The sequence below is a fragment of the Microcoleus sp. N9_A1 genome (assembly GCF_036701795.1).
In the GTDB taxonomy this organism is placed as follows: domain Bacteria; phylum Cyanobacteriota; class Cyanobacteriia; order Cyanobacteriales; family Microcoleaceae; genus Microcoleus.
Genome location: NZ_JAUBRI010000069.1, coordinates 21,925 through 34,059, shown reverse-complemented (window position 1 = coordinate 34,059; position 12,135 = coordinate 21,925). Strand labels below are relative to the sequence as shown.

Sequence of the window (12,135 nt, the reverse complement as noted above, 5' to 3'; positions counted from 1 at the left end):
TAGCTAATTTACGATGATTACATTTACGTCCTAGAACTTAACTATACAGAGGCTTTGAGTGTTTTCGGAGATGTCTAGTTGGTAAACCATTCAACGGCAGCTATTCATCCAAAAAAGATGAACCTCTCGGATGGCGAGTTAACCTGATTAACAAAGAAGTTGTCGGCGGCCGAAATTCTTTAGCTTTTGCTAAGGATATTTCCCACGACAACCAGCAAATAAATCTTAAAGGTTTTGCCGAACCGCTGCGGATTGATGACAGCTATGCTTTGGGTTTGAAAATTCGCATTCCCGAAAAAGTTGACAACATTAAAACGCCCGCTGTCGACGTTAGCATTTTCAAGGAATTTAATCCCGATAACTGCTTGCTGCCGGATTTTGTGCAAAGCTATTTCGGTCAAACTCTGCTGCTTACGGCTTGGCTGAGTGTAGAACAAAACCAGGCCGCGCGGGAAGATTCGCAGTTTCTGAAAAATTAGCCCAACAGTGTTTAGAAAAGTTTATTTCCGGTGAAAAGCAGCCGAGTTTTTACCGTCAAGGCGAGTTATTCGGTAGCCCAATTTTAGAATACGGCAATCCCAGTCGCCAAGATACTGACTGTCACATTATCCTCTGGTTTTTCAATAGTTCAGCAACTGATGAAATCTGGGATGAGACGCGGTACAGCGATTTTGTCGAGTTGTTTTTGTTCCGCAATAAGATTCTCCGCGCCTATCACGATACCCGCAAAATTTACCTGGTGACTCGCGAGGAATACAAACAAATTGAACTCAATATCGACGCGACTTTTAAGTATTTGCGGCAAGACGAAGCCCAGCAGCGGCAATTGAAAGGTACGGGTTTAAAGGCAGAGGAATTAGAACGTCTCGAACGTCAGACAATCGAGATGCCGCCGCGCGCTGTTAACTATGCGCGGTTGCTGATGGACTTGGAATTTCGGCAAAATACGATCGCAATTAACGCCAAAAACTACCAATATAAATTAAATCAAATAAGTCTTGACTTAAAATCAAGGAAGAAGTACAATGAGAGTCAATGCGATTTAAGCTTTCTCGAATTATTCAGCAAAGAAACGTCGCCGCAGTTTGAAGAGCAAATCAAAGCTGACTTAGGCTACTTCAAACACGGCACCGGCTTGCTAGACAAAGCAATGGAAGCAATTCGAGGCGTTGTCGCCATTGAAGAAGCTTATCGGGATGCAAAATTAGAGGTCACAATTCAAGCTGTGGGCTTTGGTTTGGGAGTCGCCGGGGTTGTGGCTGGTAGTTCTCCTTATTTGATTAAACAAGACCCGCCGAATCAGGTGATTGCTTTGCCTTTCCTGAAGATAGGAATTAATTCTTTTGCGTTGGTATTGTTGATTAGTATCGGCGCGGGGGTTGTGGTTTGGGGTTTGGTGATGTTGGGGGCAAATTTCAAGAATCTATTAGGTAAGTTGAAGAATCTACTCAGTAAAAATAAGCAGTTGCCGCCGCAATAGACTTGAATTGCATAAATTTTTGATTAAATACGGAAACCGCAGATTCAAGGCAGATAAACACAGATTAACGCAGATAATTTTGAGATTGTTTGGGAATCAGGGGGAACGCATCTTATTGAACACTGTTCATCAGTGATGAGTATATTTTCAGATAAATTCACCATTTTTAGAAGCTAGAGACACACTTTATAATGACTTTTAAGAGAAAAGAGTAACTGATTAATCGTGATTTTCACTTGCTGCCATTTTTGAGACAATAAAAATCTTACAACCACTTTTTACAAGTTGTATAATAGTTAGCAATGAGTTGATTGTGAGAATTTAGTTAACTGAAACAGTCAGAATTTTAGTCAAATATTCATCATCCCAACCGGCTCGAAGTCGCTTATTCTTTGCTCCGGTTTTTGAGGTTTTTTTTGATTTAAAAGATTGAGCGAGATGTGTCTAAGGATAGCAAAGTTTTGCGGAGCATTATCTTTTCTGATCCGACAATCATCTTCACGAAAACCCACATCTAATACCCAATGTAAAGAATTTTCAATTCCCCAATGGCTGCGGACTGATTCACCAAATTTTTGAGCATTGCTTGGCAAACTACTAATGTAATAGCGAGTTTCAATAGTTGTTTTCCCCTTCACTATTCGCACGGATTCTATCAGACCTATACTTTGAAGATTCTCCCATTTATTCTCGGGGTCAACTAGCTCTTTTAGATCGCTTAACATTAAGTGATGTCGGATTTCTGAGCGACCATGATTGCTCTCTTTCTTAGTCGAATAAGCTGTATGTGTCAAGCCATAATATTTGTTTCTCATTGCTTGTTTAAACAACTCTTCTACTCTTGCATACAGAGATGGCTGGTTATTTTTTAAGGTGATTACGTAATCTCCTCCTTGTTCGACAATTGACTTCACAATTGACCTCTGGCAGCCCATAGCATCAATGGTGACAATGCTTCCGTTTAATTCTAATACTTTTAGTAAAGCCGGAATAGCTGTTATTTCATTGGACTTTTTGTCAACTTTAACTTGTCCTAAAACTAATCTTTGAGTTGTCGCCCAAGCACTGACCATATGAATTGCTTTTTTATCTTTTCCTCGTTCGTAAGAATGGCGAAGAGTTTTGCCATCAATTGCTATTACCTCTCCTGGATTGAAGCAACAAATAGATTGAATCCAATTCAAAAAACATTTCTGAAATTGCTCCGGTTTGAGCCGAGCAAATACTCTCGCAATTGTATCGTGTGATGGTATGCCATTCGGCAATTCTAAAATTTTCTTTAACCATTCGTATTTAGAGCGACCGTAACTTTCGATGTCCACCCATGTATCAGCACCGCAAATCACGGCACAAATTGCGATGGTGATAATATCAATTAATTGATGGCGCTTCGTGCGCTCAATTCGCTTGATCTTCTAAGTCGGAAAAATGGTCAGCAATGGTGATTTTAGGTTTGAGTTTCATAAAAACGAACTCTGCTTCAATATTTTGTAGGTAATCAAGAATTATTCTCCAATATACCATATTCTACTAATATAAACTTTAGATGCGTTCGCCCTGGTTTGGGAATGAGTGCAAGAAGTTTCATAGTCCCGGTTCCGGGCGGGCAAATCACCCGCCCTAGAAAAAGATTTAGCTTAATATTGAGGTACAGACGGGTCTACTTCTTCACTCCAAGCAGTAATCCCGCCCTTAACATTAATCCCCTCAATTCCCGCTTCTTTCAAAATGCTCAAGGCCTTCGCAGAACGTCCGCCCATTTTGCAGTGTGCAATCAAGCGGTGGCCGTTCAACAATTCCTTGACTTTGGCGAGACCTGCGCCGTGTTCGATATCCGGCAAAGGAACTAAAACCGACCCAGGAATTTGACCAATTTGATACTCGTTGGGATTCCGAACATCTAACAATACAAAATCCTTCGCACCGCTGTCGATTAATTTCTTAAGTTCTTTGACAGTCATCTCGGGAATTTTCTGTTGTTCCGCTTCCTCGGCTTTTGCTTTATTAAAACCGCAGAATTCTTCGTAATCGATTAACTTTTCAATTACGGGGCGCACTGGATTCGGGCGCAGTTTCAATTGCCGGAACGTCATATCTAAGGCATTGTAAAGCAACAATCTGCCGCTCAAAGTTGTGCCTTGACCTAAGATAATCTTGATAGCTTCCGTTGCTTGGATAGAACCGACAACTCCGCACAAAACGCCTAAAACGCCGCCTTCGGCACAAGAAGGAACCATCCCAGGAGGCGGGGGTTCGGGGTACAAATCGCGATAATTCGGGCCGCCTTCGTAGTTGAAAACTGTTGCTTGCCCTTCAAATCGGAAGATGGAACCGTAGACGTTGGGCTTGTTTAAAAGCACGCACACGTCGTTCATTAAATAGCGAGTCGGGAAGTTGTCCGTACCGTCGATGATGATATCGTAAGGAGTGGCAATGTCGATCGCATTTTCGGAACTAACGCGAGTATCGTACAAATCAACTTGACAAAAAGGATTAATTTCTAAAATCCGATTTTTAGCCGACTCAATCTTCGGTTTCCCAACCCAAGATGTGCCATGAATTACTTGTCGCTGCAAGTTGGAATGGTCAACAATATCAAAGTCTACAATGCCAATGCGGCCAACACCGGCGGCTGCTAAATACAGCAGCAGCGGAGAACCGAGGCCTCCCGTACCGATGCAGAGCACACTGGCAGCTTTGAGACGCTTCTGCCCTTCCAATCCAACTTCTGGCAGGATCAGGTGGCGAGAGTAGCGTTCGTATTCTTGTTTGTTGAGCTGGATCTCATCCAGATTAGGATTTAGCATGATATTGTGTGTAGCGCAGATTTTGAATTATATCCTATCTGAATCTTTCGCATTTTTACCTGTTTGTTATTTTTACTAATTATTTCTTAATCTCAGTCGGTTCCTGTGCGAGAATTTCCTCTGCTTGAAAGTTCCCCTCTGCGTCAAGACTCCAACTGCGGAGGTCTTCTGAACTGCCTTGTCGGACGGACACTATGATGTAAGAGTATTGGGCCCAGGCCAATGTCCGATCGCACTCTGAGGGCACTGCGGGACAATCTGGGTGAGAATGATATATGCCGATGATGTCTAAATTGCGATCGCGCCCATGTTTCATCGCCCGCAACATATCTTCGGGCTTTATAGCATATCTGCGTCTTTCTGTCAATCCTTTTTGTTCGGGCCAATTCTCCTCAGCCTCAGCACTCCAAGCATTGTCAGTCGGCCAAACTTCCACTAAAGTTTTAACATCGCCAGTAACTCGACCGAGCAACAAACCGCAGCATTCTTCTGGATAAGCGCTTTCGGCGTGGGTGCGGATGGATAAAATGTGAGATTCGGAAAGTGCGATATTTTGCATTTTCTTTTAGGCTTTTTTGACGAACCGCGAAGACGCGAAGGAGGCGAAGGAAGAGAGGAGAAGGGAAGGGAAAGTCTTTATATAACTAATGTCAAATAAACCCGGTTTCTTCTCATCAATATTGGGTTTATTAACGAAGAATCTAGGAAGAAACCGGGTTTATTACCCCGTGCGTAAGTCTTTGGCTATCTAGCCCTCAATTGCTATCAAGTCGGAGTTTGCTGCAATTCGGGTCGTTCGTCTGGGACGATCGCATTTTCGACTGGACACACCTGCAAACAAATGCCGCAGTCAATACAGGTATCAAAATCAATCCAAAACCAATCAGTACCCTTGACATTTTTGCCGGGGCCGGGGTGAATGCAAGCAACCGGACAAGCGCCGACGCAATCAGCAATTCCCTCGCAAATATTCGTAACAATAGTGTGTGCCATAGTGTTCTCTCAAAACATTTTAGTTAGATCGGGAATTAGCAATTAGCAATTGGCCAAACCTTCTCTCAATCAGCAGGATACATAATATCATATCTGGTGATTTTTAACCAATTACTAACTACTAATTACCAATTACCCATTAGGCTAATTTACCGTTTCAATTGTTGGCAATCCTTCGGCATTTACCCAAGCAATTTGAGTAATTCGTCGATCGCGCGCGTATTCCCGCGCCTCCTCCTCTGTCTCCCGACTCTCCAAATCTATTTCTACCCGAACTAGGTGAGTAGACTCTCGGAGTTTGCGGGCATAATCAAAAGCCGCCGCCGCCGCTTCGGGAGTTTGAGGCACAACCAACCATTCGCTAGCTGGCGTCTCCGTGGGCAATTGCCCCTCTGTCAGCAAAACTTGGTGCAAATCTTCAATATTCAGACAAAACCCGATGCCGGGGGAATTTTGCCCTTGGGGATCGAACAGTCCTAAAAGTCGATCGTACCGCCCGCCTTGTCCTAAAACTCGCTGTCCGCTTTTGCTGCTGCTGACAACTTCAAACACTATTCCAGTGTAGTAGTCAAATGTTTGAATTAAACTCAAATCGAGGTGGATGTGAGATTTTAAATTGGGGATTTTTGCTTGACATTTGTGCAGTAGTTCGATCGCCGATTTGAGATTATTTAACGCGGCTTGCTGCGGCAAATCTAAATCTAGTTTGGCAACAATTGGCAACACATCTTCTGGGCGGCCGCGCAAGTCAAATAACAGCAGAGCTCTTTCTCGCAATTCGTCAGACAGCGGCAAGGTTTCTAAGGCGATGCGATCGAGATTGGCGATCGCCCCCCGAACTTTTTGGCGCACGTTTGGCGGAAACGGTTCCAGCAATGTTGCAGTCAAGCCGGCTTCTCCCAAAACCAAATGCCAGTCATCAATTTCCAAGTTCTGCAAGCACTCAGACAGCAGCAGCAGCACTTCCGCATCCGCAACGCTTCCCCCCGCGCCGAGAAGTTCTACCCCAGCTTGATAGAACTCCTGTTGCCCGCCTGAGCCAGTATCTGGGCCTTTGCGGAAGACGTTGGCGTTGTAGTAGAGGCGCTGAGGCTGCCAGCGAGTCCCGGACATCCGCATTGCAGCCGCGCGGGCGATGGATGCTGTCAATTCCGGCCGCAAACCAAGTTCTCCATCCTCGGCGTCTTGCAGTTGAATTAAGGTCGATCGGTCGATCGCGCCCCCAGCCATCAAAGTCTCCAGCCTTTCTAGTGTAGAGGTAATAATCCGGTGATAGCCCCAGCGGTGAAAAACCTGCTGTAAGCGCCGTTCGATCGAAATTTTTTGAGCAACGTCAAGGGGCAATAAATCTCTTGCACCGGATGGGGGTTGGTGAACCATATCAATTTTAGAGTTTAGACTTTAGATTTTCGATTGGGCTTAGAGGCTTGGCTTGAGGGACGGTGTTAAAGTCGAACCAGGCAAGCCTAACACTCGACTTTAACAAATTAAGGTGTCATATCAATTTTAGATTTTAGACTTTAGATTTTTGATTGGGCTTAGAAGCTTAGCTTTAGGAAACGGTGTTAAAGTCGAACGTGGCAAGCCTAACCTTCGACTTTAACAAATTAAGGTATCAATAATACGCTTGGGTTCAGAAGACCGGGCGCTTGAAACCGCCCTATTATCTTTTCAACGATTCAAAACTGACAACTGACAACTTCTCACTTCTCACTTCTTCTTCCCGCCAAACAAACTTGCAAAAAATCCTGGTTTCTCCTCACCTTTTTTGGCTTTTGCGGCAGCTTGTTCCAGCTTTTTCTTAACCTCCAAAGCCGTCGGTTCTTCAGGATTTGATGCCAAAGCTTTGTTCATCTCAAGTTTCGCCATTGTCGCTTGATTTTGCTCAAAGTAACACATTGCTAACATAGCGTGAGCCTTGCTGTGTTTTGGAGCGCGCTTCAGGGCTTCTCTCAACTCCAAACTTGCTTTAGCGTAATTTTTGCTGTCCATAAATCCTTGAGCTCGGCGGCAATAGGCTTCGGTCTGCGAGTCTGGGGGTTCGGTTTTAGGCGGAGGTGGGGTTGGGGTTGGGGTTGGGGTTGGATCTTTTATTGGGGTTGTGACTTTTGTAGATGAATCGGGTACAACCGCACCACCGCCCAAGCGCTCTTTTCGCAGCAGGTAAACCATGTTGAGTTCGCTAATTTGAGCGATCGCATCTTCGGTTTCCTTAACTGATTCGTACTGCTTAAGAGCCAGTTTTCCAACTGCTGTTTTGTAAGCTTCTTCCCAATTTTGATCGGTAAGTAACTGTTTGGCTGCTGCGCTTTCGATTTGCATTTTCCCCTGTTCTTTAACGACGCGCTTGGCGATGGCTGCTAATAGCAGGCTGTATTCTTTGCGATCGCTTTCCTTGGAGAATTTGTTGTAAGCCGGATTGACTACTTTTGACAAAAATTGGTTAGCCCAATCTTTATCGGCTTGGCTTTCAAAAGAGCAAGTATCCGAATGCAACCGGCGGGCGATTTTCATGTAGCGCTTGCGGATGTCGTTAAACTCGGCGTCTAAGGGAATTCCCAAAATTGCGTGCTGATCTGTAAAGTCGTACTTGAACAGCCCTTTTGTCATTTCAAAAGACATAACTTTTACTCTTCCTTTCCTGGCTTTTCACTATTCTTTAATGTAGCTTGAGTCAAGGGGTTCTGACCCCCGTACTACCCCCGATCTATTGCTGGGGGGCGCTACTTCCAAGAAGATAAGGGAGGAACGGCTAGCAGTGCGCCGCTAAGTTCGGCGTGTATTTTGCCGTTTGTCGCCAAAACCCGACCTGAGTTGATCTCAAAGGCACTGCCGTCATAAGCTGTAACTTGACCTCCGGCTTCGGAGACGATGAGTACACCTGCTGCTACGTCCCAAGGGGCGAGTCCCCGTTCCCAGTATCCGTCCGATCGCCCGCAGGCGAGGTGTGCGAGGTCTAGGGATGCGGAACCGCTGCGCCGCACGCCTTGGGTGAGGTGGGTGAGATGACAGAATTCGGCATAATTATTGTCTGCTGTTTCGCGCCGATCGTATGCAAAGCCAGTGACTAGCAAGCTGGTTCTCAATTCTGAGATTTGGGAAACTTCGATCGGCCTCCGGTTGCAGGTTGCCCCCAATCCTTTGCCTGCTCGAAACAATTCGTTATGAAAAGGGTCGAAAATTACTCCGATTTGTGGTATGCCGTCGATTAAAAGCCCGATCGACACGGCGTAAAAAGGATATTGGTGAGCATAATTGGTTGTGCCGTCCAAAGGGTCGATCGCCCACAGGTATTTGCTGCTGGCATCCCCTAATTTGCCTGATTCTTCGGCGAGGATGGCGTGATCGGGTACGTGGCGGCCGAGAATTTCTAAGATGACGGCTTCTGAGGCTTTGTCGGCTTCTGTGACTAAATCGCCCGATCGACCTTTTTCTTGAATTTTTTCTAGTTTTCCGCAGAAAGATTTCAGGACGGAACCGGCGGCTAAGGCTGCTTCGGTGGCTATTTCTAAGAAGTTTTGCAGTTGATTATCAGTCATTGGGAATTGGGAATTGGGAATTGGGAATTGAGAATTGCTTCCAATGACAACTGTCAACTGCCAACTGCCAACTGTCAACTGACAACTGCCAACTGTCAACTGTCAACTGTCAACTGTCAACTGTCAACTGAACTATTGCCGATTTTGCTGGCGGAATTCTGCAGGAGTTTGGCGCAAAGCTCGTTCTGGATTCCACAGGCCTTTACCCATGAGTCTCGCCCATTCTTGAGCGTTCACCAGTCGCTGCTGGTATTTGGTGTTGGGCGATCGCACTGAAGCCAGGGCATAACCTTCTTTGACTAGCTGTTCGTTGAGCAAAACTTTATCTTGCCACAAGTAGGCTAGTTTGCGATCGAACTGGTCTTTCTCTTCAATGTCTGATTCTAACAATACCTGTTTTCCCCCAATTAGCTGTTCTAGTCTTTGTTTGGCTGCTTCTCCCCAAGGCTGCTGTTTTAAATCCGGGGCATCAATACCAATCAGCCTGATTTGTTCTAATAAGGCTATTTTGTTGGCTGTACTGATAACTTCGATTGTTTGGCCGCTGATGGCCCTTTCTACTTTGGCGATCGTACCTTGGGGAATTTCTGGTTTTTGGCAGCTAGCTAGCAACAGACAAAGGGCGATCGCACATAACCGATAAAGCATGGATAATTGGTAGTTGATAATTTATAGAATTAATTGCCTCACTCTTCATCCAACGGCAAACCGACTTTAACTTTACCTTTCCCGAAATAGCGGCCGAATTGCAGTTCGTACACTTCGTCTTCGTCTTGCGTCTCTACCTCGATGTTGGAACGGGGATAGCAGACGCACAGCAGGGCATAACCTTCTTTTTGCAGTTCCACAGACAGCCCCATTGCTTCTGGCTGGTGCAGTTCCCCCGACTTGACGCGCACCGCACAGGCCGTACAAGCGCCGTTGCGGCAGGAAAACGGTAATTCTACTCCTTGGTTTTCGGCGCTTTGGAGGATGTATCGGTCTTCGGGTACTCGCACGGTGTGGCGATCGCCTGTCTGTCTGTTATGAATTTTAATTGTGTAAGAGTTAGTCATGGAATTTTAGATTTTAGATTTTAGATTTTAGATTGGGGTGGGCGGGGCAAGAGCCTTGAAATGAATGGGTTTGCGACCACGGGAGGAGAACCCAAGCCTGCCCGTTTCACACCCTACCCATATTAAACAGCAAATTTATGCCGTTACCCCTTCCCAAATCAGATTTGTTCTGCTAAGATAGTTTAGCTGTGGCTAAATGAATTAATTTAGCCCTGGAGAGGTGGCCGAGCGGTTGAAGGCGCACGCCTGGAAAGTGTGTTTAGGGCAACTTAACGAGGGTTCGAATCCCTCCCTCTCCGTTAAACAAGTTGTTTAGGCAAAAAAAAACAGCTTGCAACAAAAATCTCTGATATGAGATAAATACTTTGATTAGAGCGCTTGCCCTTGAATTCTTTGAGAAAAATCTAGGGCGAGCGCTTTTCAATGTTTGAGTGTAAATTAGGGCGATCGCGCCGATAATAAACGCCCCGATATAATGTCAATAGTAGAAAACCATAGTGACCTACACCAATCGCCAGCGATATGGTCTAGGTCACTTAATTGTTTTTCCAATGCCCAATTTCCAAATTAAATGAACAAGCTAGGTGAGATTTTAAAATAATCGCCTAGTGCCTTAGCTTGTGCCTTGCTAATCGCTCTTTTCCCATTGACAACCTCAGACACCACACCGCTCGATCCAATGATACCTACCAAGTCCGCTTGACGGGTACCGCTGGATTCCATGATGTGTTGCAAAATCTCATGAGGCTCCGATTTGTCCATCGGATAATTTTCTGTCTCATAAACTTCAATCAGCGTGACTAACAACTTGTATAAAGCTCTCTCCTCTGGAGTGAGGTTTTTAGCGAACGTTAGCCGTTCTGCCACAGCCAGGAGGCGATCGTATTCCTCTTCGGTTTCGATCGCCATAGGAGCGATTTCTGCAAGCAAGTTGCTATAAGTGGCTCGCTCAAAAGTAAGGATCATTTTTCCATTTGTCTTTGTCGTATTCAGCGTGGGTTAGGAAATATTTGTAGTAAATAGTTTGGTTCTCGTAGTTGATGCCGACAATCAGGCGATATTCGTTGCCTTTGATATTAAAGACTGTCAAGTCTCCTACTGCTTCGGCATCCCGGTAAATATTGCGAACCTCCTCCAGATTCTGCCATTCTGCTTTCTTTATAGTGTCGTTCCACCTATCAATTTGATTTTTGACATCGGGGTACTGGGCAGCATCTTTACGGAGGTTCCGGATCGAGATTAGGTTCATTTGTTTTTCTTTGTGAGATTTTGGGGTTTTTCATAAATAAAAAAGTGGTTTTTGTTTTGTGTTGCTACTATGCTTATACTCTCATATTGAGAGGGAAGTGTCAAGGCCCGATCGAGTAAAAATTCTTTAACCGACTCCAAGTGGGTTTTGTCTGTGTAGACGCGGTTGGAAACCGCAGGCTTTGTCTTTAATCCCACTCTTCCTCCCCCGACTTGATCCTCATCGTGTAAAAAAGCTTCTAGCAGCGTGGTTCTGGCGATCGCATGGAAGTTGTGGAAACTCGCCTTTTTGCAGCGTTCAAAGACTATCTAGCCGCTTATTTGGATTTTGTCGATCGCGCCGAACAGATGAGATGGGGCGCAAAGTTAGATAGTATCTAACAAGCTCAACTGTGCTATTTGCGGTATCGTGCCGAAAAAAACTCGGCCCAGGGAATGTTTAAGCGGTTCTACGGCGAGGAATGGACTAAGCGAGTATATTCAAGGATTTTTGTTCAATTGGGAACGGAAGCTGGCACAATTGGTAAGTAACAAGAATTAATTTTAATAGAAGCTTCAGCCACTACACTTATTAGTGTAGGTTGGCATGAGGAAAATGCCAATGGTCAAAAAAAATCGCAATGTAGTTAGTTCCAATTCAGAAAGTAAAGTCAAAGTCGGACTTTCGCTGACTTCTTCTAGTGCCGATCGATTAAACGTGATCGCTCAAAAGCTCGGAATATCAAGGTCGGAACTCCTAGAACGCTTGGCACAAGGCGCTCTGGATATTTCTAAGGACAAGACGGAAGTTACTGTCACTTGGAAAAAAGGTGAAGAAACGCAGGTAGAGTCCCCCGACTTGCAAGGGGAAACAGCCGAAGAAAGCGCCATTAATGACGCTGTAACGGCAGAAACTCTATCGGACTCGGTGAGTGTAAAGCCAAATCCGCTGCAAGAAAGTTACGAAAGTTTACAGCAGCAGTTGAGTGAACGCGAAAGTTCGATCGCTTCTTTGCAGCAGCAATTAGCTACCG

The 12,135-nt window shown here is 45.1% G+C and carries 13 protein-coding genes, 1 tRNA gene and 1 pseudogene; 3 read left to right on the top strand and 12 right to left on the bottom strand.

Annotation, left to right across the window (positions count from 1 at the left end):
- Positions 1–179: 179 nt before the first annotated feature.
- Positions 180–401 (bottom strand): hypothetical protein, encoded by a 222-nt coding sequence (locus tag QUA58_RS25075; RefSeq protein WP_333396603.1) that lies wholly within the window; start codon positions 399–401, stop codon positions 180–182.
- Positions 402–418: 17 nt separating this feature from the next.
- Between QUA58_RS25075 and QUA58_RS25070 the strand changes: the two genes are divergently transcribed.
- Complete coding sequence (locus QUA58_RS25070) at positions 419–1,480, top strand: hypothetical protein (protein WP_333396600.1); 1,062 nt, start codon at positions 419–421, stop codon at positions 1,478–1,480.
- Between the two features lie 321 nt (positions 1,481–1,801).
- Here the strand turns inward: QUA58_RS25070 and QUA58_RS25065 are convergent.
- From QUA58_RS25065 to QUA58_RS25025, 9 genes and pseudogenes are all read right to left on the bottom strand, one after another.
- A pseudogene (locus tag QUA58_RS25065) lies at positions 1,802–2,944 on the bottom strand (ISAs1 family transposase).
- Between the two features lie 173 nt (positions 2,945–3,117).
- Positions 3,118–4,287 (bottom strand): molybdopterin-synthase adenylyltransferase MoeB, encoded by a 1,170-nt coding sequence (gene moeB, locus QUA58_RS25060; RefSeq protein WP_333396597.1) that lies wholly within the window; start codon positions 4,285–4,287, stop codon positions 3,118–3,120.
- 79 nt (positions 4,288–4,366) lie between these two features.
- Complete coding sequence (locus QUA58_RS25055; protein ID WP_333253640.1) at positions 4,367–4,846, bottom strand: M67 family metallopeptidase; 480 nt, start codon at positions 4,844–4,846, stop codon at positions 4,367–4,369.
- A gap of 206 nt (positions 4,847–5,052) precedes the next feature.
- The gene (locus QUA58_RS25050) at positions 5,053–5,280 is read right to left on the bottom strand and encodes a ferredoxin family protein (protein WP_333253636.1); all 228 of its coding nucleotides are present in this window, start codon (positions 5,278–5,280) and stop codon (positions 5,053–5,055) included.
- A gap of 144 nt (positions 5,281–5,424) precedes the next feature.
- Positions 5,425–6,660, bottom strand: coding sequence for an ATP phosphoribosyltransferase regulatory subunit (locus QUA58_RS25045; RefSeq protein ID WP_333253635.1), 1,236 nt, complete (start codon positions 6,658–6,660; stop codon positions 5,425–5,427).
- 330 nt (positions 6,661–6,990) lie between these two features.
- Positions 6,991–7,902, bottom strand: coding sequence for a tetratricopeptide repeat protein (locus tag QUA58_RS25040; RefSeq protein WP_333396594.1), 912 nt, complete (start codon positions 7,900–7,902; stop codon positions 6,991–6,993).
- A 101-nt stretch (positions 7,903–8,003) separates the two neighbouring features.
- Positions 8,004–8,819 (bottom strand): inositol monophosphatase family protein, encoded by an 816-nt coding sequence (locus tag QUA58_RS25035; RefSeq protein ID WP_333396591.1) that lies wholly within the window; start codon positions 8,817–8,819, stop codon positions 8,004–8,006.
- Between the two features lie 132 nt (positions 8,820–8,951).
- Positions 8,952–9,467 carry a thermonuclease family protein gene (locus QUA58_RS25030; RefSeq protein WP_333396588.1) on the bottom strand — a complete coding sequence of 172 codons (516 nt, stop codon included), beginning with the start codon at positions 9,465–9,467 and terminating at the stop codon, positions 8,952–8,954.
- 38 nt (positions 9,468–9,505) lie between these two features.
- Positions 9,506–9,874, bottom strand: coding sequence for a 2Fe-2S iron-sulfur cluster-binding protein (locus QUA58_RS25025; RefSeq protein WP_333396586.1), 369 nt, complete (start codon positions 9,872–9,874; stop codon positions 9,506–9,508).
- A gap of 214 nt (positions 9,875–10,088) precedes the next feature.
- Between QUA58_RS25025 and QUA58_RS25020 the strand changes: the two genes are divergently transcribed.
- Positions 10,089–10,173, top strand: a tRNA-Ser gene (locus QUA58_RS25020).
- Between the two features lie 268 nt (positions 10,174–10,441).
- Here the strand turns inward: QUA58_RS25020 and QUA58_RS25015 are convergent.
- Together QUA58_RS25015 and QUA58_RS25010 are read right to left on the bottom strand one after the other, a co-directional pair.
- A complete protein-coding gene (locus QUA58_RS25015) occupies positions 10,442–10,840 on the bottom strand; it encodes a transcriptional regulator (protein ID WP_333305678.1) in 399 nt (132 codons plus the stop codon).
- A complete protein-coding gene (locus QUA58_RS25010) occupies positions 10,824–11,123 on the bottom strand; it encodes a type II toxin-antitoxin system HigB family toxin (protein WP_333175707.1) in 300 nt (99 codons plus the stop codon). The genes QUA58_RS25015 and QUA58_RS25010 overlap by 17 nt, the downstream gene beginning before the upstream one ends.
- A 600-nt stretch (positions 11,124–11,723) precedes the next feature.
- On the opposite strand from QUA58_RS25010, the gene QUA58_RS25005 reads away from it, so the two are divergent.
- Positions 11,724–12,135: ribbon-helix-helix protein, CopG family (locus QUA58_RS25005; RefSeq protein WP_333396583.1), on the top strand; the 412-nt coding region annotated here is incomplete at its 3' end.

Bases quoted from the DNA above. Each gene is read 5' to 3' on its own strand.
- QUA58_RS25045 (WP_333253635.1), bottom strand. From the start codon at position 6,660: ATGGTTCACCAACCCCCATCCGGTGCAAGAGATTTATTGCCCCTTGAC.
- QUA58_RS25030 (WP_333396588.1), bottom strand. From the start codon at position 9,467: ATGCTTTATCGGTTATGTGCGATCGCCCTTTGTCTGTTGCTAGCTAGC.
- QUA58_RS25055 (WP_333253640.1), bottom strand. From the start codon at position 4,846: ATGCAAAATATCGCACTTTCCGAATCTCACATTTTATCCATCCGCACC.
- QUA58_RS25015 (WP_333305678.1), bottom strand. From the start codon at position 10,840: ATGATCCTTACTTTTGAGCGAGCCACTTATAGCAACTTGCTTGCAGAA.
- moeB (WP_333396597.1), bottom strand. From the start codon at position 4,287: ATGCTAAATCCTAATCTGGATGAGATCCAGCTCAACAAACAAGAATAC.
- QUA58_RS25025 (WP_333396586.1), bottom strand. From the start codon at position 9,874: ATGACTAACTCTTACACAATTAAAATTCATAACAGACAGACAGGCGAT.
- QUA58_RS25035 (WP_333396591.1), bottom strand. From the start codon at position 8,819: ATGACTGATAATCAACTGCAAAACTTCTTAGAAATAGCCACCGAAGCA.
- QUA58_RS25010 (WP_333175707.1), bottom strand. From the start codon at position 11,123: ATGAACCTAATCTCGATCCGGAACCTCCGTAAAGATGCTGCCCAGTAC.
- QUA58_RS25050 (WP_333253636.1), bottom strand. From the start codon at position 5,280: ATGGCACACACTATTGTTACGAATATTTGCGAGGGAATTGCTGATTGC.
- QUA58_RS25040 (WP_333396594.1), bottom strand. From the start codon at position 7,902: ATGTCTTTTGAAATGACAAAAGGGCTGTTCAAGTACGACTTTACAGAT.